The sequence below is a fragment of the Acinetobacter sp. S40 genome (assembly GCF_016624705.1).
GTDB lineage: Bacteria > Pseudomonadota > Gammaproteobacteria > Pseudomonadales > Moraxellaceae > Acinetobacter.
The window spans coordinates 131,612-158,517 of the sequence record NZ_JACVTU010000008.1 but is presented as its reverse complement, the minus strand read 5'-3'; the positions used below and the strand labels follow the sequence as shown (position 1 = coordinate 158,517).

Sequence of the window (26,906 nt, the reverse complement as noted above, 5' to 3'; positions counted from 1 at the left end):
TGTGACTTTTGCAGTAGGATCATCAACCGTTCCATGCAATGCAGGTGTATTATCATTACTCAATTGGGTAGAAACCGTAACTTTTGGAGGAATGTGATCAGAATTATCAACTGGAGTAGGACCACTATTTCCACCACCCCCTCCGCTACTACCAAGCGCTGCCGCAATAGCACCAACAGCAGCTACACCGCCCACCCAAGCCCACGGGCTAATAGCATTACCATGTTCGTCATATAATAAAGGTTCAACATTATTTAATGGTTCATAGACCACAGGATTAACGGTATTGCCTTGTGCATCGACAAATTGAGCCCACATTAATTTATTTGGTGCATCTTCAAATACAAGGCTATTGTTAGTGGCAGTCTGGGTACTGAAAAAATCCTGAATAATGATTTTTTCCCCATTTTTTAATTCAACTACCGCACTTGTTCCATCTCTAGTAATTGAATTTACTTCACTAGAAGGTGTTTTAATTAATACAACAGATGCTTCTGTTAATTTAACGGTGCTGGCAGTGGTGTCAGTGACGGTTGCATGACTTGCTTTAGCTATAATTTGTATTTCAGACATGTTCATATTCCTTATTTATAAAAATATTGGGGCTTTATTTGTAATTATTTCACTGTCATATCTTTAATTTTAAAATGAGAGATACTTCAGTTTTTATATAAATATTATTTAAAACCTAAAATTAAAAAAATAAAATATGCAAAAAATTACACATTACAAAGATTATGATAATTACATCACCTTAACACTTAAACAAAAATCCAAATGATTGTTTAATAAAATTATTTTTTTAAAAGAATAAATATTGTTCACACTTTATATACCTTTTCGATACAAATAATACACTATAACTTTCATTATTATTTAGAAAAACTTTAATTTAATTATTTTAGCTTTAATGTTATTTAACAAATTAACTATTAAATTAATTCTTTCTAATCTATTTATTTAAAAATCATAAATAAAAGGGTTAAAAGCTTACACACGTTAAACATTTAACCCCATAAATATTATTACTTATGTAATTACTTAGAAATTATCAGGATTTTCTAAACGTTTCACTTCTTCGATTTTGTTAGGATTATGCACGGATGTAATTCCATCGTCTGATTTTTTATCAATAATGACTTCGGGATTATAAATTGTAATTGTTTCAACTCCATTGGCATCTTCTCCTACAATATATTTAAAACCTCTACGATTCATTTTATGACATAGTTGTTGATACCAACCTTTAAAGCCTTGTTTTTCTTCGTTTGGGTTATAATAAAAAGCATTCATTACTGCTGGTAAACCCAAACCGCAAACCACTCCTGAAAGTAATACACTAATAAAAGTATAACCGATTAAAATACTACTATATTCACGTAATTCTGGAACATTTGCGACAGCAAGTATTAATGCTAATGAAATACCCCCACGCACTCCTCCCCAAGACAATATTGTCAAACTACCGTTATAACTCTTTGTTCTAAATGCAGGAAAAAAGGAAAAAGATAAAAAATTTGCAGCAAATCTAGAAATATGTAGTGCAATAAAAGCAATAATCCCACCCAAAATCATACTTGCATTTAAATCTAGAATAAAAAGTTCAAGACCAATTAATGTGAAAAGAAAAGAATTAATAATCCCTTCAACAGTATGCCAAAAATGATTTACTTCACGTATTTCGCGTTCCTGCAATATTTCTTTCCATTTATTTCCGACAATCAAACCACCAATCACACAGGCAATCGGTGCAGATGCATGCGCAAATAGTGCCACTAAATATGATCCACACGCGAGTAAAGCTGTAGTTAAAATCAGCGACTCCATTTCATGTTTCCCACGGAGTAAGCGCAAAATTGCTACACCAAATGCCCAGCCAATCAACGCCGCAACCACAATCTCATAAACAAAGCTTTCTAAAGTATGCACTAATGAAAAATGCTCGCCTTGTAGGACATTCAATAACGTCATAAAGACTGCAATACACATGGCATCATTAAATAATGACTCACCTTCTAGTTTGACAATTAAATGGTGAGGTGCTCGAACTGAACTAAGTACCCCTTTAATTCCTATGGGATCTGTTGCACCCAATGCCGAACCTAAAAGTAATAACACCAGAATTGGAACAGGATTCCCGATTAAAAATTGAAATCCATATAAAAGACCTGCAAAAAATATCGCACAAAGTAACAAAGCAATGGTGGCAAGAATCCCAATCGGTTTCCAGTGATTCCTTAAATCTGAAATTTTAAATTTGAGTGCCGATGAAGTTAAAATAAAACAGATTACCCCATTAATTAAAAAATCATAAAAATCAATACCACGAACCGCTTCTTCAATGTTATGAATATTAATCGTAATAAATTGGTTGCCTTGAAGTAGATTTGCCCCCCATTGCAAAATAAAAACTAAAACAGCGGAAACGATAGGCACCCCAATGGCTTGAGGAAAATCTAAAATTCGCTTATTGAACATTGTGGTTGCAATTGACAGTGCAAATACCACGCTAAGTGCCTGTAGTAAAAAATAATTACCCATAAAAGTCCTTCACTTATTACAGGAATAACCGAAACCTCTTTCAATTATTTCTAATAAAAATACAAATCAAAATGTCATTTCAAAGTAATGATAATTTTAACGAAAAGTTTCGTATAATCTGTGAAATAATTAATTTTTTTAACATAAAACCTTATTCTGAAATGCATATGGTTTTTTCCAGAGCCCCTTCAGCTTATGATGGATGCTGTTAAAATTTATCTTTTTCAATATTTCCCACTCTTTTGTAGATGACTATGCATCAAACTATTAAGAAAGTATTTCGCTTAAGTCTGGCGATTTGTATTTTTGTGATTACAGCTGCGTTAGTGATTACTTGCGTTGTAAAGGCAGAAGATATTTTAAAAGGCACTGAAGCCTATCAAAGCCGAAAAGTCATCCAATTTGATACAGATGCAAATCATCAATATATTTTAATGTCGAATAATCAGAGGCCAGATCAAGCAGCTCTAATCGTTTTGAAAGATCAGGGTTATATGGCTAAGCTCAGTTGCGAACACTATCTAGCAACTGTTTGTACAGATCAATACAATCTGTTTAGCACACGTTATCTCCACAAAGCGACCATTCAGTCAATCGGAAATTATTTTTATTTCCAAAACCTTCAATGGATTGATATTCAAAATAATCAATCCACTTCACTGACCTGGTCACAACAGGATATTCAACAATTTTATCAAAATGATATCAACAATTTAAAATACATTTTAGGGGCACTAATTTTATTTTCATTCAGCGGATTATACGTTTGTTATCGAATCCTACGTAATTTTAAAACATTCATTCATTAAGTCGGTCAAATTCAAAGAGAGGCTCAAAAACAATGATTTGACCAACAATTTTTACTTAATGACTCAAATTTTTGATAAAAATACAAATGAAAACTAGCTCAAATTTAATCATATAACACTCCAAAAGTTTAAGGATTGCATCGTTAAATTTGAGCCAATATCAGTCCTTATTATTTTGTTGCATAAAATCGGTCAGTAATGGTTTGAATACGCTGGGCGTAACTTTTTACTGTTTCGATATCGCCTTGTGGAATTTCATCTACACTAGCATCAGAGGGAGTTTGAATAAGTGCACCGACTGAACCGCCCAGATTATTGATATCCTGACGAGTTGCTGTCTTGGTATTTGCAGGTAATAACCCTAAACTAACCCAAATACCACCATGTTGTGATGCCAATGTCTGGAACTGAATTAGAGTGACTTGCTTGTCACCATTAAGACTAGCACTGTTGGTAAAACCACCAAAAATTTTATCTTGCCATGTGCGTGTAAACCATTTTTTAGAGGTGGCATCAGCAAATTTTTTAAATTGCCAAGGTGCAGCCGCCATATAAGTCGGCGCAGCAAAAACAATCGCAGCGGAATCATCCAGTATCTGCCAGTCTTGTTCTTTGATATCACCTTCTTGATTAATTTCGATCAGATTTGCACCTATCTGGGCTGCAAAAGTTTCAGCTAGAACTTGAGTATGACCATAACCAGAAAAATAAACGAGAGATACATTCGCCATCAGAAATGCTCTATTTGCATGAAGATAGTTTAATGATATATTTTAGAAACTAGGTGTCAATTAGTTACCAATAAGTAACTTATCATTTTATGGCGGAATACTTACATAAAGTCTACAATTTAGGAGTGCTATGATGGATTGTGCGTTCAACTATAATGTTTATAGCCAGCATTGCCCTGCTCGCTTATTCTTTGAAAAAATTGCAGATAAATGGGTTTTGCTTATTTTAAATGTATTAGAAGAACAACCGATTCATTTCAATCTACTCAAAAAAAAGATTGAAGGAATTTCTCCAAAAGTTTTATCACAAAAACTTAAGATATTGGAACGTGATGGATTTATTATCCGTCAAGTACAAGGTACAGCACCCATTCGAGTCGAATATCGCTTGACTGATTTGGGTCGCGATGTGTCCAAAACAGCATTACAATTAAAAGGATGGGCTGAAACACATATTGAAGCTGTACTCAAGGCACAAAAAAATTATGATTCAACTCAAGGTATAAGCGCATAATATAAAGAACTTTGTAACGCTAAGTCTTTAATTATAGTTGATCTATAGCCAACACGATCAACCCATACTAGCGCTTACAAGAGTATACGGGAATACGGTGAGTACGACCAATTCTTCGATGAAAACAAGAAAATAGTCTTGCAATTAGATGAGTACCGAACACACCTTTACCTTCTGCTTAGAAATCCAAATCGACTTAGAGTCAATGGTCTATTCAGTTGGTAAAAGCATACGTTTTAATGTCCATGCACAATATTCGGACAGGGATCAAATTAAAATTTTGAAAAGATCCAACGTTAACTGAAGTGCTATGGATGGCGAAGTTTGGTTTAAATATCCTGATAGTTATACCATTGTGACAAAAAATTATGAGGATATTTAAACTGTTTCCTTACGACAAAGGCCGAAAACCTTGTTGTCGCCACGCCTCATAAACAATCACTGCGGTGGCATTTGATAAATTCAAACTACGTGAATTTTCAGCCATAGGTAAACGTATCCAGTTTTTCTGAGGAAACATTAAACGCACAGATTCAGGCAAACCACGGGTTTCAGGCCCCATCAGTAATGCAACTGGACGATTTAAATCCACCGTGTGAGGCGTAGCACTGCCTTTGGTGGTAAGTGGAAAAATATCAGATTCAGTAATACCTTGCGAATTTAGAAATTCAAGACATTGTTCAATGTTATCCCAAAGCTTCATCCGTGCATATTCATGATAATCTAAGCCCGCACGTTTCAGCTTTTTATCATCAAGTTCAAAGCCTAAGGGCCTAATCAAATGCAATTGTGCCCCTGTATTGGCACATAAACGAATGATATTACCGGTATTAGCGGGAATTTCAGGCTCAAACAATACAACGTGGATCACGAAATTTCTCGACTTATATTAAGGATAAACAGTAAATATTTAACCAGCATTAACCAATGTCTCTTTTGTTATTCACCGCGGAACAGCTTTAAAATCATGAGGTTTATCATTCAAAAAGTCTGTAATTAGCTTGGTTGAAGATGAATGTTCAAACAGACCACTTTAACTGCTCTCGCAATGTAACCACTTCACCAATGATAGTCAAAGTAGGCGCATGGATTTGATACTCTGTGACTTTGGATGCAATATCAGCCAAGGTACCCACCACAACTTTCTGCTCAGGTGTTGTACCTTTAGAGATTAACGCTACAGGCATATCACTGCGTTGACCATGTGCAATCAACTGCTGACAAATATGTTCAAGCCCTAATAATCCCATATACAGTACAAGCGTTTGATTTTCATAAATTAGTTCATTCCAAGGTAGTTCTGGTGACCCCTCTTTCAAATGCCCTGTCAAGAAACGTACGCTTTGCGCATAATCACGATGCGTCAGAGGGATACCCGCATAAGCAGCACAGCCAGATGCCGCGGTAATGCCCGGTACCACCTGAAAAGAAACGCCCGAAGCAAATAGCTCCTGAATTTCCTCACCACCACGTCCAAAAATAAAAGGGTCGCCGCCTTTTAAACGGCACACTCGCTTACCTGCCTGCGCATATTTGACCAATAAAGTATTAATATCCTCTTGCGGTACGCTATGGTTAGAACGGGCTTTACCGACATAAACCTTTTGTGCATCACGACGACAGAGTTCTAAAATCGGTTGAGAGACTAAACGATCATAAATCACCACATCTGCCTGCTGCATTAAACGTAAGGCTTTTAAGGTCAATAACTCAGGATCACCTGGCCCAGCCCCGACCAAATAAACCTCACCTTTGGGTGTAGTCCAATCGGAAAGTGCTTGAGTCATCATTTGATTAGCTGCATCCAGATTGTCATTAAACACCTGTTCTTTGAGCGGGCTAATGTACAGCTCTTCCCAAAAAATACGGCGTTCATCTGGATTAGTAATTTGTGCTTTGACACGGTTACGCCATTGCCCAGAAAACTCAGCCAGCTTACCCATGCCATGTGGCACCAGTGTCTCAATCTGTGTACGGAGCTGACGTGATAACACGGGTGAAGCACCGTTAGATGCAACCGAAATCAATAAAGGTGAACGATCAATAATCGCAGGCATCATAAAACGACAATTGGGAATGTCATCGACACTATTTACTAACAGATTTCTCATCTCTGCCTGCTCAAACACCCTTCGATTGACAGCAGCATTGCTAGTTGCAGCAATCACTAAACGATAGCTTTGATCAAGATCAATATCTTCAAATGCTTTTAAATGGAACTTGCCTTTACTTTGTTCAACCAATGTCTTGAGTTGATCTTCAATTTCAGGTGCAATCACATCTAAAATTGCGCCTGCTTTAAGCAATAATAGCGCTTTTCGGTAAGCGATATGCCCCCCACCCACGATCAGACAACGTTGCTGTTGCAACTTGAGTGAAATTGGAAAAATTTCCACAGCCGACCTCTACATCAATATTTTGGGTGGGTTAAAGCAAAAATCATGCACAAAATCGATTAATCGATATAAGATGCACCGCCCATATAAGCACGTAATACTTCTGGGATCTCAATCGAACCATCGGCTCGTTGATAATTTTCCATTACGGCCAAAAGAGTACGACCTACTGCTAAACCAGAGCCATTTAAGGTATGTACTAATTCAGTTTTCTTTTGGTCCGCACGGTAACGCGCCATCATCCGACGTGCTTGAAAATCACCCATATTTGAACAGCTAGAAATCTCTCGATACGTATTTTGGCTTGGCACCCACACTTCTAAATCATAAGTTTTAGTGGAACCGAAACCCATATCACCGCCACAAAGTAAAATTTTACGATAGGGTAAGCCCAATGCCTGTAAAACTCCTTCCGCATGGCTTGTCAATTCCTCTAATGCCTGCATCGAATTTTCTGGTTTGACGATTTGCACCATCTCTACTTTGTCAAACTGATGTTGACGAATCAGGCCACGGGTATCTCGTCCATAAGAACCTGCTTCACTTCGGAAACATGGTGTGTGTGCTGCATATTTAAGAGGTAAACGATCTGCATCAATGATTTCGTCGCGCACAAAGTTCGTCACTGGTACTTCGGCAGTAGGTATCAAATAATATTCTTTTTCACCTTGTAACTTGAATAAATCTTCTTCAAATTTGGGTAACTGACCTGTGCCACGTAATGAATCGGCATTGACCAAGTACGGCACATACGCTTCCGTATAACCATTTTTTAAGGTATGCGTATCTAGCATAAATTGTGTTAAAGCGCGTTGTAAACGAGCCAATGGTCCTTTCAATACACTAAAGCGTGAGCCTGTTAGCTTGGTTGCAGTTTCAAACTCAAGACCACCCATCCACTCGCCTAGATCGGTATGATCTTTAATTTCAAAATCAAATTGACGTGGTGTACCCCATTTTGAGATTTCCACATTGTCATTTTCATCCTTACCCGCTGGTACAGATTCATCCGGCAAGTTTGGAATACTTAAGGCTTTTTCTTCAATTTCGGCTTGTAATTCTGCCAAAGCTACTTCCGCAGCTTTAATTTCATCTCCGATAGCTTGCATACGTGCCATAATGTCAGATGCATCACCACCTGCTTTTTTTATCTGCCCTACCTGTTTAGCACCAGAATTACGTTCTGCTTGTAAGCTTTCAGTTTTGGATTGAAGTTCTTTACGGCGGACTTCCAAAGATGCCCATTCAGCAGGGTCCAATTGCACACCACGTTTTGCCAAAGCCTGATTTACAGCTTCAATATTATTTCTGAGTAATTTTGGGTCGATCATAGTCAATCATAAGTTGAAGAGAAGAAACTGCCTATAGTGTAAGTGCTTCACAGCAAAAAATATAGTCACCGTTAAGTGACTATATTTATAAATCATGATTTTTAGCTTCTAGACATTTGTTATTCTTTAGGTAGCAGTGGCTGACTAGGTAAATACTCAGGTTTTACCACATCTGTTGCCTGATCGTAAGGCAATGTCAATTCAGTTAGACCCTCGGCATAAGAAGCTAATTCATAGAGTGGATAAACAAAAACGATACCTTCATTGCCATAATAAAAATTATCACTCAATTGTAATTTATCTTTTTCAATATTATGTTCTTCTAGCCAACTTTGATTATAGCTGTACAAACGATCACGCACTGTTGTGTCGCTTCCCTCTTTAAGCAAATCTGCAACGCTCACTCGTTTTTTCTTATTCAAATCAAAAATAACATATTCCTCATGATGCATCCCATGGGCAGCACCCGCCGAATAAGTATAGGTATATAATTGAAACGAAGCCAAATTGTAATTTTGTCCTAGATAACGCACAAATATAGTACTTTCACCCTCCTGCGGCATTCCCTCAGGCAGTTTGACTTGTTGATCCTGAATATTATCAAAAGCATTTGGATCAGCTTTCTTGATCCGATTCATAAAATACTCATTGATCCAAGGCTGATTGGTTTCTACAGTCTGAAAATGGTATTCGGTACAGCCATCTTCAAGACAAAGCTTATTTTTTGGCAATTTAACTGCAACAACTTTGGATTGGATAACAGGAATACTGACTTTTTCAACTTTAGTTTCTGTCGAGGTTTCCTTTTTGCTGTCTGTTTTTGGTTGACAACCTACAGTTAAAAATACAGCACTTAAAAATGGCAGAATTAATAATGTTTTTTTAAAGTGTCGTGCAGACATTGCCGCCCCTTTTGATCGTTTTCGATGTTCATTTTTATCTACTATACAAAGCTCTATTTATACTGAACATTGAAAATATGTATCTATTTGATCAACCCATAACAAATTAACCGCCCAAAATGAGCGGTTAATTTAAATAATATTGAAAAATTAGCTAAAAATTATTGGTCAATAATATCGGTACCTTTTGGTGGCGTAAAATTAAACGTCCCCGCAGGAATAGATGGATTTAGTTTCACATTATTAAACCTTACATACGTTGTTTGACCAAGAGAATCCTGCAAGATCATCAAACTTGGCGCTTTATTTGCACCAAAACTAATCGTTAGGCTTTGAAAAGCCCCTTCACTATCTTTTGGATATAAAGTGTAGTAGGTTTTGCTACTATCAGGCTGAGTCACACGATACGACTGCATAATCTGATTAGTATTCCCAGATAATAATAAAGCAGGCGTATTAGCAACCTGATCATCCAAATTTTGGCGAACAGCTTGCTGTAAATCAGGGTCATAAATCCAGACGGTTTTACCTGTTGTAGCAATAGTTTGTTTTGAAGGCGACGTGGTTTCCCAGAAGAATTTACCAGGACGCTCCACTTTCATCACACCTGTAAACGTCTGATTCATATGTTGCGCAGTCAAACCTTTATTTTTTGGTGTACGCGTATTATTTGTCGCTTTAGTGGTTTGCTCAAAATTGGCAGATAAACTTTGCATACCGCTCAATTGTTTCACAAGGTTTGAGGTTGCTTGTTGTTCCGACGCTGCCGTGGCTGCAAAAGTATTTACACTCATTACAGGTGCAACCACACTTGCCGTTAAAGTTAATCCATATGCCACTTTTTTTACGGAATTCATAAAATAAAACCTCTAATCAGTTTTTACTGTTATGTAGATATCTTACTGTTTTTGAAAACTAAAACTGTGGAGAAACACATATATTTTGTGTAATTACTGTCTCCAAGAACAATTTTATGTACAAAAATCACAGCATTATGAAGAAAATAATAAGATAAAGATATTCACTCAGATGAATGTTTAATTCAGCAACATACTAAAAATTAAAATACAGTGTTCTATTATGTGGACTGACCCCGTCTTAATAAAACAACTATGCTCCTCCTAATAATACATTTAAAAAATAATGGAGTTCCCCCATGAAAAGCCTAGCATTTATTCATCGTAATAGTACCCGTTTTTCAGTCGGTGATTTCTATCCGGTACTTTCTGTATTTTCTTATCAGGAACTTGGCAATACAACTTCACCATTTTTATTGCTAGATCATTTAGGGCCAGGAACATTAGTGCCAGCGGATAAAAGACGCGGTGTAAATCAACACCCACATCGTGGTTTTGAGACCGTCACCCTAATGTTCGAAGGCGAACTAGAACATCGCGATTCATCAGGCGGTGGCGGTATAATTGCAAAAGGTGATGTGCAGTGGATGACCGCCGCTTCAGGGGTCATGCATCGTGAACAATTTAGTCCTGCTTTCCGCGAGCGTGGAGGTGCATTTGAAATGGTGCAACTTTGGATCAATTTACCAGCCAAATATAAGATGACCGAGCCGCGCTACCAAAGTTTAAAGAGTCGCGACATTCCAACTATCAAGCTTGAGCATGATGCAGGCACAGTTCGAGTCATTGCTGGCCAATATCAACAAATCCATGGCCCTGCATTGACCTATAGCCCGATAAGCGTTTTAGATATTCAATTGCATCAAGGACAAAGCACCATTTTATCTGCGCAAGAAGGTGAAACAACACTGATTTATTTGCGGAGTGGACAAATACGATTTACGCAACACGATGATGTATTAGATGAACAAGGATTGGCCGTTATGTCAAATACTGGAAAAGATTTAAGAATCACTGCTCTACATAACAGTAAGCTACTTTTGCTTTCAGGACAGCCCCTTAATGAACCGATCAATGGTCATGGGCCATTTGTAATGAATAGTTATGATGAAATTCTGCAAGCCTATGATGACATTAAACATCATCGATTTATTCGTACGCCAGCAAAAGAAACCAACTCATCCTTGTAAACTGCAAATCCTAGCTGTAAAAAAACCCGCAAAATGCGGGTTTTTTAACTATTTCAACTTATACAGTTTCAACAGTTACATAGCGACGGCCAAATTGACCTTTCACTTCAAACTTTACTACGCCATCAGCAGTAGCAAATAAAGTATGATCACGACCCATACCTACGTTTGCACCAGCGTGGAACTCAGTACCACGTTGACGAACAATGATGTTACCAGCAGTTACTGATTGACCACCGTAGATTTTAACACCTAACATTTTAGGATTCGAATCACGACCGTTTTTAGTCGATCCACCAGCTTTTTTAGAAGCCATGTCTATTACTCCTCGTGATTAGCCTGCAATACCAGTAATTTTCAACTCGGTAAACCATTGACGGTGACCTTGTTGTTTACGGTAGTGTTTACGACGACGCATTTTGATGATGCGGATTTTGTCGTGACGACCATGACCAACCACTTCTGCAGTTACTTTTGCGCCAGCAACAACTGGAGCACCGATTTGAATGCTATCACCGTTTACAACCATTAATACGTCATCAAACGTAATAGTTGAACCAGTTTCAGCTTTCAACAATTCAACTTTAAGGGTTTCACCCTCAACTACACGGTGCTGTTTACCACCGCTTTGGATTACTGCGTACATGAATGTACTCCAACCAAGCCCGTGTCGTCGTGCCGATAAAGGGATATATCGATCTTAAAACGAACGCCACTGGGATGTATAAGGCGAAAGATTTTAAGGGATAACTTGGCAAACAACAAGTATTTTGATGCAAAAATACTCAAGCTAAAACAAAAAACATGAAGAAAACCACTTAAGCTTTATGATCGGCTGAATCAATCTAGTATTTCGTTTGAATATGTGTAAAATCACAAATAAGGTTTAAAAAACAAATTGCTACTATAAAACCACTCAACATGGAGTTTCTTCCTAAAGTTGACTCAATGACACTCAACATGAAACGGTCATACAAGGTCTGCAATGTATGAAGTCATCTTTTGTCATTCATTTGAGTTTAAGATTTTATAGCTTTAATACATTTAGCAAATTACCAATATTTTGATGAGGTTTCCTTTCATATGGCCATCGATTTTAAGCAAGATATACTCGCGCCTGTCGCTAACGACTTTGCTGTGATGGACAAATTTATTAATGAAGGCATTACCTCCAAAGTTGCTTTAGTCATGGCCGTAAGTAAACATGTGGTCGAAGCAGGTGGCAAGCGGATGCGCCCCATCATGTGCTTGCTTGCAGGCAAAGCTTGTGGTGTTGAGGACTTAGAGCATCATCGCAAATTAGCTGCAATTATTGAAATGCTACATACCGCAACGCTGGTTCATGATGATGTAGTAGATGAATCAGGATTACGCCGTGGACGTCCTACTGCAAATGCGACCTGGAATAACCAAACAGCAGTATTGGTAGGCGATTTTCTTATTTCACGTGCTTTTGACTTGTTGGTCGATCTCAATGATATGGTCTTACTCAAAGACTTTTCGACTGGAACCTGTGAAATTGCAGAAGGTGAAGTGCTTCAGCTTCAATCTCAACATGATCCCGACACGACTGAAACGACTTATTTAAATATTATTCACGGTAAAACCTCTCGCCTGTTTGAACTGGCAACTGAAGGTGCAGCGATATTAGCCAATACACCACAACACCGTGAGCCTTTGCGTCATTTTGCAGGTCATTTTGGCAATGCTTTTCAGATTATTGACGATATTTTGGACTATACCTCTGATGCAGACACCTTAGGTAAAAATATTGGTGATGACTTGATGGAAGGTAAACCGACTCTGCCACTTATCGCCGCTTTACAAAAAACTACTGGCGAAGAACATGATATTATTCGTAAAAGTATCTCCACAGGGGGCATTAGTCAGTTGGAGCAAGTCATCCAGATTGTGCAAAACTCTGGTGCTTTAGAGTATTGCCGTACTCGTGCTGAACAAGAAACTCAAGCTGCGCTTAATGCTTTAAATCAATTACCTGACAGCGAAGCGCGTCAGGCTTTAACTAACCTTACTTTAATGGCTTTACATCGAATTCAATAACCTTTTGCCTATGCATATAAATTTATCTGATCTATATACTCAAATGCAGCAACAGCTTGATCATAACCAAGCTGTTTTAGATGAAAATATTATTATTGAGCTGGTCAATCGTATCCGTCCAGCAGACACTAAAGATCAAGATGACATTAATGCCAAATTTGATGCATTTTTAGAATCTTTACTCATTACACCTGATGCAGCTAATACCTTACAAAGCTTTCTATTACGGCTAATCAATCAATATAAACAAATCAGTTTATATGCTGACAGCGGTATTTTATCTTTAGATGGTTTTTGGAACCAGTTAGTTAAACGTTTGGGGGCACATTTTTTACCCTTAATTCAGGATGATCTTGATCTTAGTACATTGATTGGCAAAGTATTTCACCAACGCAGTGATAAATACTGGCTAAATGCAATCGATCAAAAACGTTGGCATACACTTTTTGAACTCATTGGCCAAAGTAATAGCAATATCGATGAAAAACGCGCTATTCAGGATCAAATGATTAAAGCGATTACGGTTTTATCCTACCGAATTAGTGGTATTGGCTTATATCCTGAATTTATTAATGCGCAACCTGAGCTGACCGAATACGAATCCCCTTTTCTGGTACAAAATCGTGAAGTCATCGATTTTATTGAAAAATTCAAAAAGCAACATTATACCGGTCACGAAATTGCCGTACTTGAACCACCCGATGCCTCTCAGGCCTTTGTTATGTTTGAGCAATGTCGAGAGGTCGTTTTAAAAATACGACGTGCTACCAAACGTATTGGAGTAAGTCTAAGTCTCACTTATCTGTTGTCTTTGCTCGAACAATGTCTGGATCGAATTGAATTACTCTTAAACATTATGGTTGGAGATGCTCAAACTCGCTATATGTCGATGGGTGAGTTTCTCGAAGACATTACAGAGGCACATTACAGCGAAAAAAGTGTACGCTCACTGATGACTACAAACAGTGAGTTGATCGCTTTACAAGTGACTGAAAATGCCAGTCGTACAGGTGAACACTATGTAAGTACTGATAAAAAAGGCTTTGTTGAAATGTATAGAGCCGCCGCAGGTGCTGGCGTCATTATTGCAACAATGGCTACACTTAAAATTTTAGCAGCACGATTAACCCTTGCCCCGTTGATGCATGCTTTTATTTATAGCATGAACTATTCACTGGGCTTTGTTCTGATTCATGTTTTACATTTTACAGTTGCGACCAAACAACCGGCGATGACAGCAGCGGCACTTGCCTCTACCGTACAACAACGTAAAGGTTCCCGAACTGCCCAAATAGCAGAACTTGCTGCCTTGATTATCAACATTATCAGGACTCAGTTCGTTGCGATTTTAGGAAATATTTCCATTGCCATACCTACGGCTGCACTGATTACTTATCTTTGGCAATACTTTTTGGATGAGCCTTTGCTCACACATGCCAAAGCCAACGCCCTATTGCATAGTCTAAATCCATTTACCTCTCTTGCTATTCCACATGCAGCCATTGCTGGGGTCTGTTTATTTTTATCAGGTTTGCTTGCAGGCTATTTCGATAACATGGCTGTTTATCGTAAGGTTGGCCCGCGTCTTAAAGCACATCGACGCTTAGCAAACTGGATGGGGCAAGAACGTTTAAATAAATTTGCAGATTATATTCAACTCAATCTTGGTGCACTCTCTGGTAATTTTATTTTCGGCATTATGCTCGGAAGCATGGGGACTCTAGGCTTTATTTTAGGCTTACCCCTCGATATTCGCCATATTGCTTTTGCCTCTGCCAATTTTATACAGGGTTTAATGTGTGTTAATGGTCCACCCGATGTGGGCCTGATCATCGTGTCATTTATGGGGGTATTGCTGATTGGTTTAACTAACCTCTTTGTGAGTTTCTCATTGACTATTATTGTCGCTTTACGTGCACGTCGCGTCCGCTTTGAACAATGGAAACCTTTGGCTAAACTGGTTGTGACGCATTTTTTAACCCGTCCAAGTGACTTTTTCTGGCCACCACAGCAACCGCTTGAAGTAGATGATGGAACACCAAAATCAGGTTCAACACACTAGACAAATTATCATGATGATGGAGAAAATGTGCCAAAAATCACTTAAAATTGTTATCTTTATGTGCTGATTGTTAAATATTTTTCGAAAAGAAATTAGTATAAATAACCTAGACTTGAAAAAAAGTGTACTGACGAGTACACTTCAAGAACATATTCCAACCGATGAGCTTGGTTAAACTGAAGGTTATAAAATATGCCTTACCTAATACTTTGTATTGGTTGCATTTTATTTTTATTGAGTGTGTTTGGCTTATATTCTCCCTTCATTTCAGGATTTGATTTACATGCAGTTCAAACCCTGAGTGAACACCGAAATAAGGTGCTTGATCAAGTTATTATTGTTCTGGCTTATCTGGGTGGCATGCCATTTGTATTATTTTTTACATCAGTCTGGTGTTTATGTTGCGCTTGGTATAAAAAGTATTCAACACTCATCTTCATTTTAATGGGGATCAGCGGCAGTATTGCTTTAGGATGGTTGTTAAAGTGGTGTTTTAATCGGCCCAGACCGCCAGAGATTTACCATCTGGTGCAAAATTATGGTGCGTCATTTCCCAGTGCCCATAGCGTCTATGCCGCCACATTTGCCAGTTTAATAATGTTGATTTCTCAGAACCATTTCCAAAAAGTGTATTTCATGGGGGCCTCCTGTTTATGGTTGCTTTTTATGGGGTTATCCAGAATTTATGCTGGGGTTCATTATCCTACGGACGTTCTAGCGGGATGGAGTATTGGTTTTATTTGGATCTCACTGCTTTGGCTCTGGTTACAAAGTAGGTTGGACAACAACAAATTATTTGTTAGATAAAAATCTAAACGAGGTGGAACAATGATGTCTGCAAAGCTTTGGGCTCCAGCCCTTACTGCTTGCACATTAGCAGCAAGTATCGCACTTGTTGGCTGTAGCAAAGATCCCAAAAATGCGCAGCAAGCTGGTGCAGCTCAGCAAATGCCCCCTACTGAAGTCGGCGTGCTTGTTGCACAGCCACAAAGTGTCGAGCAAACGGTTGAGCTTTCTGGGCGTACAACAGCCTATCAAATTTCTGAAGTACGTCCTCAGACTAGCGGTGTGATTCTGAAGCGTTTATTTACTGAGGGAAGTTATGTTCGTGAGGGTCAGTCATTATATGAACTGGATTCACGGACAAACCGCGCCACTTTAGATAATGCCAAAGCAGCATTGTTGCAACAGGATGCAAATCTAAGCTCACTTAAGACCAAAATGAATCGTTATAAACAACTGGTTTCAAGTAATGCTGTTTCAAAGCAGGAATATGATGACCTAGTGGGTCAAGTGAATGTTGCAGAAGCACAAGTTGCCGCGGCCAAAGCACAAGTTAAAAATGCTGAAGTTGATTTAGGTTATTCGACCATTCGCTCACCAATTTCTGGGCAATCTGGTCGTTCTTCTGTCACTGCGGGTGCTTTAGTTACAGCAAATCAGACTGATCCTCTAGTCACAATTCAGCAACTTGATCCGATTTATGTCGATATTAATCAATCCAGTGCAGAACTATTACGTTTACGTCAAAAGTTAAGCAAAGGTAGTCTGGACAATAGTAATAATACCAAAGTCAAACTGCGCCTTGAAGACGGATCGACTTATCCAGTAGAAGGACACCTTGCTTTCTCTGATGCGAGTGTAAGCCCAGATACAGGTACAGTAACTTTGCGTGCAGTCTTCTCAAACCCAAATCATTTATTACTTCCAGGTATGTATGCCACTGCCCAGATTACGCAAGCAGTTATTCCAAATGCATATCTAGTACCACAACAGGTCGTCACACGTACACCAACTGGACAGGCTGTTGCTATGCTGGTTAATGAAAAAGGTGTCGTAGAATCTCGTCAAATCGAGACTGTAGGTGTACAAGGTAGTAGCTGGATTGTGACCAGTGGTTTAAAAACAGGTGACAAGATCATTGTTGATGGGATAGCAAAAATTAAAGAAGGCCAGCAAGTTTCTGCAAAACCGTATCAGGCGCCTGCAGCTCAAACTGGCACTCAACCGCAAGCCCCAAATGCAAAAGCAAATGCTGAAAATGCAAAACCAGTTGAACAGAACAAAGCTCAATCTGAACAAAAAGCTACTTCAAATACATAAGGGGTAGACTGAATGGCTCAATTTTTTATTCATCGTCCCATCTTTGCATGGGTGATCGCGTTGGTGATTATGTTGGCGGGGATTATCACGCTAACAAAAATGCCAATTTCACAGTATCCAACGATTGCACCGCCTAAAATTTCGATTTCGGCGTCTTATCCTGGTGCGTCTGCTGAAACGATTGAAAACTCAGTAACTCAGGTAATTGAGCAACAGCTTAATGGTCTGGATGGGTTGCGTTATATCAGTTCACAAAGCTTATCGAATGGTAGCGTTGCAATTGATGTTAACTTCAATCAGGGTGTAGATGCCAACATCGCGCAAGTACAGGTACAAAATAAGCTGCAAACTGCGACAGCATCTTTACCTGAAGTTGTACAGCGTCAAGGGATTACTATTAAGAAATCTGGTGCCAGTTTCTTACAGGTTATTTCTTTCTACTCGCCAGATGGTTCATTATCTGGTGCAGACATCAAAGACTATATTAATGCCAACATTAAGGATCCTTTAAGTCGTGTTCCGGGTGTAGGTGAAGTACAGGTCTTTGGTGGTCAGTATTCAATGCGCGTATGGCTTGACCCTGCAAAGCTAAATACTTACCAATTGACTCCTGTTGATGTATCTAACGCGATTCAAGCGCAAAATGCTCAAGTTGCGGTGGGTCAGGTCGGTGGTGCACCTGCTGTACAAGGCCAAGCCATCAATGCAACCATTAATGCTCAAAGCCTATTACAAACACCAGAGCAATTCCGTAATATTTTCCTTAAGAATACTACGTCGGGTGCTCAGGTTCGCTTAGGTGATGTTGCTCGAGTTGAGCTAGGTTCGGAAAACTATCAGTTCAATTCAAAATATAATGGTAAAGAAGCAGGTGGTATTGCCATCCGTCTTTCTACGGGTGCCAATGCCCTAGATACTGCCAACAATGTACAGGCAGCATTAGACAAGCTTCGTCCCAACTATCCAGCAGGATTTAAAGACGAAATTGCTTTCGATACCACACCATTCGTTAAATTATCGATTGAAAACGTGGTTCATACTTTAATCGAAGCGGTAGTATTGGTATTTATCGTGATGTTCCTGTTCTTGCAGAACTGGCGTGCGACGATTATTCCAACTCTTGCAGTTCCAGTCGTGGTTCTTGGAACTTTTGCAGTGATCAATCTGTTTGGATTTAGTATTAACACCTTGACCATGTTTGCGATGGTTCTCGCAATTGGTCTACTGGTGGATGATGCCATTGTCGTCGTAGAAAACGTCGAACGGATTATGCAAGAGGAGCATCTCGAACCTATTCCTGCAACCGAAAAATCCATGCAGCAGATTTCAGGTGCCCTGATCGGTATTACCAGTGTTCTGACTGCGGTGTTCGTACCTATGGCATTTTTTGGAGGTACCACTGGGGTTATTTATCGACAATTCTCGATTACACTCGTAACAGCCATGATCTTATCTTTGATCATTGCGCTGACCTTTACCCCGGCCCTGTGTGCAACATTCCTGAAACAACATGATCCGAATAAAGAGCAAAGCAACAATATCTTTGCGCGCTTCTTTAGATGGTTTAATAGTAGTTTTGACAAAATTTCTGGTAAATATCAAAATGGTGTAGACCGTATGACACACCATAAAATATTCTCTGGAATATTTTATGTCATCATTATTGCGATATTTGTTCTAATCTTCCGTAATTTACCAACTTCGTTCCTACCTGATGAAGATCAGGGTGTGGTCATGACGTTAATTCAATTACCACCAAATGCATCTTTAGAAAGAACAGACCAAACACTGGATAAAGTGACTGACTACTTCTTAAAACAAGAAGAGAAAAGCGTTGCCTCTATTTTTACAGTTTCTGGATTCTCGTTTACAGGTCAAGGACAAAACCAAGGTCTGGCTTTTGTACGACTTAAAGACTGGTCGGAACGAACTTCTGACGATACTCAAGTTGGCTCTATTATTGGTCGAGCTATGCGTTTGAATGGTATGGTACAAGATGCATCGATGATCTTCCCGCTTCAGCTTCCCGCTATGCCTGAGCTTGGAGTAAGTCAAGGTTTTGACTTCATCTTAAAAGATGTGGATGGTCAAGGTCACCAGAAACTTATTCAGGCACGTAATACTATTCTTGGTCTTGCATCTCAAGATAAACGTCTGATGGCTGTACGTCCAAATGGTATGGAAGATACACCTCAGTACCAGATTGAAATCGATCAAGCGAAAGCTGGTGCGATGGGCGTTAGTCTGGCAGATATCAACAATACGATGAGTATTGCTTGGGGTAGTAGCTATGTAAATGACTTTATTGATCGTGGTCGTATCAAAAAAGTTTATTTGCAAGGTGAAGCTGCCGCACGGATGATGCCAGAAGATCTAGACAAATGGTATGTAAGAAACAGTGCGGGTACGATGGTCCCATTCTCAGCCTTTACCACGGGTCACTGGACGTATGGTTCACCACGTCTGGAACGTTATAATGGCGTATCATCTGTAAACATTCAGGGGTCACCAGCAACGGGCGTAAGCTCAGGCGAAGCTATGCAGGCTATGGAAGATATCATGCAGAAACTTCCGTCGATGGGACTTTCTGGATTTGACCATGAATGGACAGGACTTTCATTAGAAGAAAGAGATTCTGGACAATCAGGTACAGCTTTATATGTGCTTTCATTGCTCATTGTATTCCTCTGCCTTGCAGCACTGTATGAAAGCTGGTCAATTCCGTTTTCTGTTATGTTGGTGGTGCCATTAGGCGTTTTAGGTGCAGTATTATTGACCTACTTTGGATTCCACATTCTGCACAATCCCAACCTTTCCAATAACATCTACTTTAGGGTGGCTATCATTGCGGTGATTGGTCTATCTGCAAAGAATGCGATTCTAATTGTTGAATTTGCTAAAGAGTTACAGGAAAAAGGCGAGGAATTGTTTGCAGCAACTATGCATGCAGCCAAAATGCGTTTACGCCCAATCATCATGACTACCCTTGCCTTCGGTTTCGGTGTTCTACCACTTGCCATCTCTTCGGGTGCGGGTGCAGGAAGCCAGCACTCAGTAGGTTTTGGTGTACTAGGTGGCGTACTCAGTTCAACACTTTTAGGTATTTTCTTTATCCCTGTATTTTATGTATGGATTCGTAGTATCTTTAAGTACAAACCAAAAACCCCAAATAATCAGGAGCAAACATCGTGATGCAAAAAGTATGGTCTATTTCGGGTCGTAGCATTGCGGTATCTGCACTTGCGCTTGCTTTGACAGCTTGTCAAAGCATGCGTGGCCCAGAACCAGTTACCAAAGCCGATATTCCTGAAAGCTATAGTTATGGTGCTTCAGGTACATCTATTGCAGAACAAGGCTACAAAGACTTTTTCTCTGACCCTCGCTTATTGCAAGTGATTGAGTTGGCTCTAGATAATAACCGTGACTTGCGTACTGCTACTTTGAATATTCAACGTGCACAGCAACAATATCAGATTACTGAAAATAATCAGTTACCTACTATTGGTGCAAGTGGTAGTGCGATTCGTCAGGTAACGCCTAGCCGTGATCCAAATAATCCTTATTCAACTTTTCAAGTCGGATTAGGTGTAACCTCTTATGAGTTGGATTTCTGGGGACGTGTGCGTAGTCTAAAAGATGCTGCGCTAGATAATTATCTGTCGACTCAAAGTGCGCGTGATGCCACACAAATTAGTCTGGTCAGTCAAGTTGCTCAGGCATGGTTAAGCTACTCTTTCGCTAGTGCGAATTTAAAATTAGCTGATCAAACCCTTAAAGCACAACTTGACTCATATAACCTGAACAAAAGACGTTTTGATGTTGGTATTGATAGTGAAGTACCTTTACGTCAGGCCCAGATTTCTGTTGAAACAGCCCGTAATGATGTCGCGAATTACAAGACCCAGATTGCACAGGCACAAAACCTGTTAAATCTGTTAGTGGGTCAAGCTGTTCCGCAGAACTTACTTCCAAATCAGCCTGTTAAATCTGTTACACGTCAAAATGTATTTGCTACAGGTTTACCAAGTGACTTGTTGAATAATCGTCCAGACGTAAAATCTGCAGAGTATCAATTGAGCGCCGCTGGTGCCAATATTGGAGCAGCAAAAGCCGCATTATTCCCAACGATTAGCCTGACGGGTTCAGCAGGTTATGCTTCGGCTGAATTAAGTGATTTGTTTAAAGGCGGTTCAGGTGCATGGTCAATTGGACCAAGCATTGATCTTCCAATCTTTGACTGGGGCACTCGACGCGCTAACATCAAGATTTCTGAAACTGACCAGAAAATTGCATTGTCTGATTATGAAAAATCAATTCAGTCTGCATTCCGTGAAGTTAACGATGCTTTAGCAACGCGTGCCAATATTGGAGACCGCATCTCTGCGCAACGTCGTCTGGTAGAAGCCACCAATACTACATATAACTTATCTAATGCTCGTTTCCGTGCGGGTATCGATAACTATCTGACTGTATTGGATGCCCAACGTTCATCTTACTCAGCAGAACAAGGTTTATTGTTACTTGAACAAGCCAATTTGAACAACCAAATTGAATTGTACAAAACTTTAGGTGGCGGTTTAAAAGAGAATTCTACCGATACCGTAGTGCATCAGCCATCTAGTGCTGACCTGAAAAAACAGTAATCTCTAAAATTAAAAAGTCCACTTCGGTGGACTTTTTATGATGAACAATTATACGTTTATTTAACTTTCATCTTACGAATCATTTTATAAAGCAAGCTTGGTGCTAATCGAGAAACCAACACTCCTAATTTCTCTTTTGCTCCCCCAACTACAATATATTCTTCTTCTTGCATCAGTGCCTTTACGACTTCCTGAGCAAACACATCTGCTTCCAAACCATTTTCAATCGCGTCATCCTGATGCCCCTGTGGCTTACCTTCACCGTTCAGGGCATTAAAGGAAACATTGGTTTTCACAAAGCCTGGAAAAATAACCGAAACGCCCACACCAAATTGGGCAATTTCAGCACGTAGGCTGTTTGCCCACATATGAATGGCTGCTTTGGCCGCTGAATAACTTGCACGATACTGAGTACCTAATAGTCCTGCAACACTCGAAACAAAAGCAATACGACCAGATTTTTGCTGAATAAATGTTGGAAGCACAATTTTGGTAAGATAGACCTGTGAAAAATAATCAATTTCCATAATCGCGCGTTCAGTTTGCATGGTTGTATCCTGAATTAATGCGCGCTGACTTAATCCTGCATTGTTAATCAACCAGTCAATTTTTCCTTTTTCTTCGAGTACTTGTACATAAGCATGCCGGATTTGAGATTCATCAGTAATATCAGCAGCAATTGAAATATGTCGTTCAGGTTTAAATAAACCAATTCTCACATTTTCCAGTTCATCGTATCGACGTGCCGTCAAAACCACTTGTGCACCCTGTAATGCACATTCTCTTGCCAAAGCCTTACCTAAACCCGATGATGCCCCAGTAATCCAGACGATTTTATTTTCAAGTGTTGTTAGCTTCGCCATATTTATTCCCTTATCAATGATTCGATCACGCTTCTTTTTGCATAAAAATTAGAAAGTGTTCAATATATTCATTTGCTGTCACAGAATCAATTTTTTCACCTAGTTTCTCAAGCCGTTTATATCCCAAATGTGTCGTCATATTAATTACCCCATTTAAGGTTTTATCGACGACCATATTAAACTTGAGTAGTTTTTTAGGCTTGCGAATGAGGCTGGTTACGCCTTCATCTACAATTTGCGTGAGTACATGAAATGCCTTAGGAACATAGCTCATTTGCCCTGCACGTACTTTTTCAATATGTGCAAAAGCTTCTTGAACTAAAATAGGATCTAATTCATAGCGTACATAAATCTGTCGATTATGTTCATTTAATAAGTCTGAAAAGTAATTCACTAAAGGGGTCAAACGTTCGTTACTAAAAAAAGAAACAGACCATGGCATATATTTACGCATGGTGTCTAAAATTTGCTGAATCACTTTTTCCGATTCTGCTGCATGTTTCTGTGCATGTGCATCATTTTTTTGTTTTTGTTGATGCAATAATTCAGCAAAAACCTGTTCAATAATCTCACAGGCAATCTCAGATAAAACGCTCCCCAATGCCTTAGACTGACTTTGTTCTGCACCCAAATTCAACTGTGTTCTAATGTTTTCAAAACGACCATGTGTCGCTTCATTAATCTTTAAAAAGACTGCATATCCCATTGCATCATCCTTAAATTCCTAACTCGTCTTCTATAGCTTATTTTTGTAGAGTAGTTAAATGACTATCTGATATAAATTTAACAACTTTCGGTCAAAACATAAACTTTTTTACTGACTCAACAGACCACTTTACAATCAAAATAAATAACAATTTTCTTCGCTAAGCCAATCTGATCGCAACGCGCCATTTTCATTGTTTTTTTGCTACAATAGATACAATTTTTTATTCTCTTTTGACTTTTAAATTATGTCTGACGCAAACGCTCAATCTGCTCAAAACATTGCGACCACTTACGATCCAACTGAGATCGAAAAAAAATGGTATCAAACTTGGGAACAGCAAGGTTACTTTAAGCCATCTGGTCAGGGGGAATCATTTTGTATCATGATTCCACCTCCAAATGTGACAGGTAGCTTGCATATGGGGCATGGTTTTAATAATACCATTATGGATGCCCTCACCCGCTACAACCGTATGATGGGTAAAAATACCTTGTGGCAACCTGGAACAGATCATGCGGGTATCGCTACACAAATGGTGGTTGAACGTCAATTGGCTGCACAGGATGTGAGTCGCCATGACTTAGGCCGCGAGCAATTTATTGAAAAAGTTTGGGAATGGAAAGAACAATCTGGTGGCACCATTACTAAACAAATTCGTCGTTTGGGTTCATCGGTAGACTGGTCACGTGAACGTTTTACCATGGATGAAGGTTTATCCAATGCAGTGAAGGAAGTCTTTGTTCAACTTCATGAACAAGGCTTAATTTATCGTGGTAAACGTTTGGTGAACTGGGATCCAAAATTACAAACGGCCCTCTCTGATCTGGAAGTTGAATCAGTTGAAGAAAAAGGTTCTTTATGGCATTTCAAATATTTCTTTGAAGATAAATCGTTAAAAACTCAAGAGGGTAATGACTATCTAGTCGTAGCGACTACGCGCCCTGAAACATTGTTAGGCGATAGTGCAGTTGCGGTACATCCTGAAGATGAACGCTATCAACATCTCATCGGTCAAAATATTGTATTACCAATTACGGGCCGTTTAGTTCCAATTGTAGCTGACGAATATGTCGAAAAGGACTTTGGTACTGGCTGTGTTAAAATCACACCTGCACATGACTTTAATGACTATGACTTAGGCAGACGTCATGATCTGCCAATTATCAATATCTTCAATAAAAATGCTGAAATTTTGGCTGATTTTGAATTTATTGCCAAAGCTGGTGAACAGATTTCAGCAACCATTGCTGCACCGACTGACTATATTGGTTTAGAGCGTTTTGCTGCCCGTAAAAAATTGGTGGCACAAGCAGAAACCGAAGGCTGGTTAGAGCAAATTCAACCCTATGATTTGAAAGCACCTCGTGGTGACCGTTCAGGTGTAATCGTTGAACCATTATTGACAGATCAATGGTATGTAAAAATTGCCCCTCTTGCCAAACCTGCAATTGAAGCTGTTCAGGACGGTCGCATTAAATTTGTTCCCGAACAATATACCAATATGTATATGGCTTGGATGAACAATATTCAGGACTGGTGTATTTCACGTCAGCTTTGGTGGGGCCATCGTATTCCTGCATGGTACGATCTAGATGGCAACATTTACGTGGGACGTAATGAAGAAGAAATACGTGCAAAAAATAATATTTCTGACGATGTGACCTTACAACAGGACGAAGATGTTCTGGACACCTGGTTTTCATCGGGTCTTTGGACATTCTCAACCTTGGGTTGGACTGGTGATACAGCCAAGGATAAAGAAAATTATTTTTTAAACACCTTCCACCCGACTGATGTTCTTGTGACTGGTTTTGATATTATCTTCTTCTGGGTCGCACGTATGATTATGCTGACCATGCACTTTATGAAGAATGAAGATGGTACTGCGCAAGTTCCTTTCAAAACCGTCTATGTTCATGGATTAGTACGTGACGGTGAAGGCCAGAAAATGTCAAAATCTAAAGGCAATGTACTTGATCCTTTAGACTTGATTGATGGGATTGACCTGGAAAGTCTAGTTGCTAAACGTACTTTTGGCTTGATGAATCCCAAACAAGCTGAAAAGATTGAAAAATCTACTCGCAAGGAATTTCCTGAAGGAATTAATGCCTACGGTACAGATGCAGTACGCTTTACTTTCTGTGCGCTTGCCAATACGGGTCGTGACATTAAGTTCGATTTGAAACGTGTTGAAGGCTACCGTAACTTCTGCAATAAGATCTGGAATGCAACGCGTTTCGTTCTTATGAATGTTGAAGGCCAAACCGTGGCTCAAGAAGCTCGTCCAGAGCTTTGGGAACTACCTGAACAGTGGATTATGAGTCGTTTGCAAAAAGCTGAGCAAGCAGTTCATCAAGCATTTGCAACATATCGTTTAGATCTTGCCGCCCAAACCATTTATGACTTTATCTGGAATGAATACTGCGACTGGTATGTTGAACTCACTAAACCCGTTCTCAATGATGCTGATGTATCTACCGAACGTAAAGCAGAAGTTCGCCGTGTCCTTCTGGCAGTAATGGAAGCATCTTTACGTCTGGCACATCCATTAATGCCATATTTGACTGAAGAAATCTGGCAAACACTTGCACCAATGATTGGTAAAGGTGGTGATACGATTATGACGGCACAATACCCTGTGCCTGAAGCAGCCAAGATCAATGAACAAGCTGAAGCCGATATGCAATGGTTGCAAGGTTTGATTGGTGCTGTTCGTAATATTCGTGGTGAAATGGGCTTGGGTAATGCACGTCTGTTGCCTGTCTTACTACAAAATATTTCAGATGCAGAACGTACTCAAATCGAGCGTATTGAGTCCTTATTTAAAGCCTTGGCAAAGGTTGAAAGTATTGAGTTCTTGACTAAAGATCAAGAACCACCACTTTCCTCTTCTAGCGTCATTGGCCATGCATCTGTATTTGTACCTATGAAAGGTTTGATTGACCCGAAAGCAGAGCTTGGACGCTTGCAAAAAGACTTGGATAAAGTCCAAAAGCAGCATGATCAAATTGCCAATAAATTGGGTAATGAAGGTTTTGTGGCAAAAGCACCTGCAGCTGTGGTCGAAGGCGAAAAAGCGAAGTTAGCTGAATGTGCTGATCAGTTAGTTAAAATTAAAGCGAGTATGGAGCAGATCGCTGCGCTTTAATCTTTAAATTTAACCTGCAGTATAAAGGGCTGAATATTCAGCCCTT

Annotated in this window: 22 protein-coding genes; 10 read left to right on the top strand and 12 right to left on the bottom strand. The window is 39.3% G+C overall.

What is annotated here, in order from left to right; genetic code table 11:
- Positions 1 to 573 (bottom strand): BapA/Bap/LapF family prefix-like domain-containing protein (locus IAE19_RS11465; protein WP_200461057.1); only part of this gene is annotated, 573 nt, incomplete at its 3' end.
- Between the two features lie 468 nt (positions 574 to 1,041).
- On the bottom strand, positions 1,042 to 2,541 hold the full coding sequence (locus tag IAE19_RS11460) for a cation:proton antiporter (protein ID WP_200461056.1): 1,500 nt from the start codon (positions 2,539 to 2,541) through the stop codon (positions 1,042 to 1,044).
- A gap of 254 nt (positions 2,542 to 2,795) precedes the next feature.
- Here IAE19_RS11460 and IAE19_RS11455 point away from each other — a divergent pair, with 254 nt between their 5' ends.
- Positions 2,796 to 3,350, top strand: coding sequence for a hypothetical protein (locus IAE19_RS11455; protein ID WP_200461055.1), 555 nt, complete (start codon positions 2,796 to 2,798; stop codon positions 3,348 to 3,350).
- A 170-nt stretch (positions 3,351 to 3,520) separates the two neighbouring features.
- Here IAE19_RS11455 and IAE19_RS11450 read toward each other — a convergent pair whose 3' ends face one another.
- Positions 3,521 to 4,081 carry a flavodoxin family protein gene (locus IAE19_RS11450; RefSeq protein ID WP_200461054.1) on the bottom strand — a complete coding sequence of 187 codons (561 nt, stop codon included), beginning with the start codon at positions 4,079 to 4,081 and terminating at the stop codon, positions 3,521 to 3,523.
- 133 nt (positions 4,082 to 4,214) lie between these two features.
- Here IAE19_RS11450 and IAE19_RS11445 point away from each other — a divergent pair, with 133 nt between their 5' ends.
- On the top strand, positions 4,215 to 4,595 hold the full coding sequence (locus IAE19_RS11445; protein WP_200461068.1) for a winged helix-turn-helix transcriptional regulator: 381 nt from the start codon (positions 4,215 to 4,217) through the stop codon (positions 4,593 to 4,595).
- Positions 4,596 to 4,986: 391 nt separating this feature from the next.
- Here the strand turns inward: IAE19_RS11445 and IAE19_RS11440 are convergent, their stop codons facing one another.
- The 5 genes from IAE19_RS11440 to lolA form a co-directional block, all read right to left on the bottom strand.
- Positions 4,987 to 5,466, bottom strand: a complete 480-nt coding sequence (locus IAE19_RS11440) for a tRNA (cytidine(34)-2'-O)-methyltransferase (RefSeq protein WP_200461053.1) — start codon at positions 5,464 to 5,466, stop codon at positions 4,987 to 4,989.
- A 148-nt stretch (positions 5,467 to 5,614) separates the two neighbouring features.
- Complete coding sequence (cysG, locus tag IAE19_RS11435) at positions 5,615 to 6,991, bottom strand: siroheme synthase CysG (RefSeq protein ID WP_200461052.1); 1,377 nt, start codon at positions 6,989 to 6,991, stop codon at positions 5,615 to 5,617.
- A 59-nt stretch (positions 6,992 to 7,050) separates the two neighbouring features.
- Positions 7,051 to 8,322, bottom strand: coding sequence for a serine--tRNA ligase (gene serS, locus IAE19_RS11430; protein WP_200461051.1), 1,272 nt, complete (start codon positions 8,320 to 8,322; stop codon positions 7,051 to 7,053).
- Between the two features lie 119 nt (positions 8,323 to 8,441).
- A complete protein-coding gene (locus tag IAE19_RS11425; protein WP_200461050.1) occupies positions 8,442 to 9,224 on the bottom strand; it encodes an RsiV family protein in 783 nt (260 codons plus the stop codon).
- A 161-nt stretch (positions 9,225 to 9,385) separates the two neighbouring features.
- On the bottom strand, positions 9,386 to 10,081 hold the full coding sequence (gene lolA, locus IAE19_RS11420; RefSeq protein WP_200461049.1) for an outer membrane lipoprotein chaperone LolA: 696 nt from the start codon (positions 10,079 to 10,081) through the stop codon (positions 9,386 to 9,388).
- A 299-nt stretch (positions 10,082 to 10,380) separates the two neighbouring features.
- On the opposite strand from lolA, the gene IAE19_RS11415 reads away from it, so the two are divergent.
- Positions 10,381 to 11,271, top strand: coding sequence for a pirin family protein (locus IAE19_RS11415; RefSeq protein ID WP_200461048.1), 891 nt, complete (start codon positions 10,381 to 10,383; stop codon positions 11,269 to 11,271).
- A gap of 58 nt (positions 11,272 to 11,329) precedes the next feature.
- On the opposite strand, the gene rpmA is transcribed toward IAE19_RS11415, so the two are convergent.
- Positions 11,330 to 11,587 (bottom strand): 50S ribosomal protein L27, encoded by a 258-nt coding sequence (rpmA, locus tag IAE19_RS11410; RefSeq protein WP_200461047.1) that lies wholly within the window; start codon positions 11,585 to 11,587, stop codon positions 11,330 to 11,332.
- Between the two features lie 18 nt (positions 11,588 to 11,605).
- Complete coding sequence (gene rplU / locus IAE19_RS11405) at positions 11,606 to 11,917, bottom strand: 50S ribosomal protein L21 (protein ID WP_004664501.1); 312 nt, start codon at positions 11,915 to 11,917, stop codon at positions 11,606 to 11,608.
- A 437-nt stretch (positions 11,918 to 12,354) separates the two neighbouring features.
- Between rplU and sdsA the strand changes: the two genes are divergently transcribed.
- From sdsA to adeK, 6 genes are all read left to right on the top strand, one after another.
- Complete coding sequence (sdsA, locus tag IAE19_RS11400; RefSeq protein WP_200461046.1) at positions 12,355 to 13,332, top strand: All-trans-nonaprenyl-diphosphate synthase; 978 nt, start codon at positions 12,355 to 12,357, stop codon at positions 13,330 to 13,332.
- Positions 13,333 to 13,342: 10 nt separating this feature from the next.
- The gene (locus tag IAE19_RS11395; protein ID WP_200461045.1) at positions 13,343 to 15,394 is read left to right on the top strand and encodes a site-specific recombinase; all 2,052 of its coding nucleotides are present in this window, start codon (positions 13,343 to 13,345) and stop codon (positions 15,392 to 15,394) included.
- Between the two features lie 192 nt (positions 15,395 to 15,586).
- Entirely contained in the window at positions 15,587 to 16,201 is a 615-nt protein-coding gene (locus IAE19_RS11390) for a phosphatase PAP2 family protein (RefSeq protein WP_200461044.1), read from the top strand.
- A gap of 21 nt (positions 16,202 to 16,222) precedes the next feature.
- Entirely contained in the window at positions 16,223 to 17,497 is a 1,275-nt protein-coding gene (locus IAE19_RS11385; protein ID WP_200461043.1) for an AdeA/AdeI family multidrug efflux RND transporter periplasmic adaptor subunit, read from the top strand.
- 12 nt (positions 17,498 to 17,509) lie between these two features.
- Positions 17,510 to 20,689, top strand: coding sequence for an efflux RND transporter permease subunit (locus IAE19_RS11380; RefSeq protein ID WP_200461042.1), 3,180 nt, complete (start codon positions 17,510 to 17,512; stop codon positions 20,687 to 20,689).
- Positions 20,689 to 22,140, top strand: a complete 1,452-nt coding sequence (gene adeK, locus IAE19_RS11375; protein ID WP_200461041.1) for a multidrug efflux RND transporter AdeIJK outer membrane channel subunit AdeK — start codon at positions 20,689 to 20,691, stop codon at positions 22,138 to 22,140. The genes IAE19_RS11380 and adeK overlap by 1 nt, the downstream gene beginning before the upstream one ends.
- Positions 22,141 to 22,196: 56 nt before the next feature.
- Here adeK and IAE19_RS11370 read toward each other — a convergent pair whose 3' ends face one another.
- Positions 22,197 to 23,003, bottom strand: a complete 807-nt coding sequence (locus tag IAE19_RS11370; protein WP_200461040.1) for an SDR family NAD(P)-dependent oxidoreductase — start codon at positions 23,001 to 23,003, stop codon at positions 22,197 to 22,199.
- A 25-nt stretch (positions 23,004 to 23,028) separates the two neighbouring features.
- A complete protein-coding gene (locus tag IAE19_RS11365) occupies positions 23,029 to 23,709 on the bottom strand; it encodes a hypothetical protein (protein ID WP_200461039.1) in 681 nt (226 codons plus the stop codon).
- 247 nt (positions 23,710 to 23,956) lie between these two features.
- On the opposite strand from IAE19_RS11365, the gene IAE19_RS11360 reads away from it, so the two are divergent.
- Complete coding sequence (locus IAE19_RS11360; RefSeq protein ID WP_200461038.1) at positions 23,957 to 26,860, top strand: valine--tRNA ligase; 2,904 nt, start codon at positions 23,957 to 23,959, stop codon at positions 26,858 to 26,860.
- The last annotated feature ends 46 nt before the right edge of the window (positions 26,861 to 26,906 follow it).

Excerpts from the sequence above, each read along its gene's own strand:
- IAE19_RS11365 (WP_200461039.1), bottom strand. The coding sequence starts at position 23,709 with ATGGGATATGCAGTCTTTTTAAAGATTAATGAAGCGACACATGGTCGT.
- IAE19_RS11455 (WP_200461055.1), top strand. The coding sequence starts at position 2,796 with ATGCATCAAACTATTAAGAAAGTATTTCGCTTAAGTCTGGCGATTTGT.
- IAE19_RS11450 (WP_200461054.1), bottom strand. The coding sequence starts at position 4,081 with ATGGCGAATGTATCTCTCGTTTATTTTTCTGGTTATGGTCATACTCAA.
- IAE19_RS11390 (WP_200461044.1), top strand. The coding sequence starts at position 15,587 with ATGCCTTACCTAATACTTTGTATTGGTTGCATTTTATTTTTATTGAGT.
- IAE19_RS11370 (WP_200461040.1), bottom strand. The coding sequence starts at position 23,003 with ATGGCGAAGCTAACAACACTTGAAAATAAAATCGTCTGGATTACTGGG.
- serS (WP_200461051.1), bottom strand. The coding sequence starts at position 8,322 with ATGATCGACCCAAAATTACTCAGAAATAATATTGAAGCTGTAAATCAG.
- rpmA (WP_200461047.1), bottom strand. The coding sequence starts at position 11,587 with ATGGCTTCTAAAAAAGCTGGTGGATCGACTAAAAACGGTCGTGATTCG.
- IAE19_RS11460 (WP_200461056.1), bottom strand. The coding sequence starts at position 2,541 with ATGGGTAATTATTTTTTACTACAGGCACTTAGCGTGGTATTTGCACTG.
- IAE19_RS11360 (WP_200461038.1), top strand. The coding sequence starts at position 23,957 with ATGTCTGACGCAAACGCTCAATCTGCTCAAAACATTGCGACCACTTAC.
- IAE19_RS11395 (WP_200461045.1), top strand. The coding sequence starts at position 13,343 with ATGCATATAAATTTATCTGATCTATATACTCAAATGCAGCAACAGCTT.
- IAE19_RS11445 (WP_200461068.1), top strand. The coding sequence starts at position 4,215 with ATGGATTGTGCGTTCAACTATAATGTTTATAGCCAGCATTGCCCTGCT.
- sdsA (WP_200461046.1), top strand. The coding sequence starts at position 12,355 with ATGGCCATCGATTTTAAGCAAGATATACTCGCGCCTGTCGCTAACGAC.
- IAE19_RS11385 (WP_200461043.1), top strand. The coding sequence starts at position 16,223 with ATGATGTCTGCAAAGCTTTGGGCTCCAGCCCTTACTGCTTGCACATTA.
- IAE19_RS11425 (WP_200461050.1), bottom strand. The coding sequence starts at position 9,224 with ATGTCTGCACGACACTTTAAAAAAACATTATTAATTCTGCCATTTTTA.
- lolA (WP_200461049.1), bottom strand. The coding sequence starts at position 10,081 with ATGAATTCCGTAAAAAAAGTGGCATATGGATTAACTTTAACGGCAAGT.
- IAE19_RS11415 (WP_200461048.1), top strand. The coding sequence starts at position 10,381 with ATGAAAAGCCTAGCATTTATTCATCGTAATAGTACCCGTTTTTCAGTC.
- IAE19_RS11380 (WP_200461042.1), top strand. The coding sequence starts at position 17,510 with ATGGCTCAATTTTTTATTCATCGTCCCATCTTTGCATGGGTGATCGCG.
- adeK (WP_200461041.1), top strand. The coding sequence starts at position 20,689 with ATGCAAAAAGTATGGTCTATTTCGGGTCGTAGCATTGCGGTATCTGCA.
- rplU (WP_004664501.1), bottom strand. The coding sequence starts at position 11,917 with ATGTACGCAGTAATCCAAAGCGGTGGTAAACAGCACCGTGTAGTTGAG.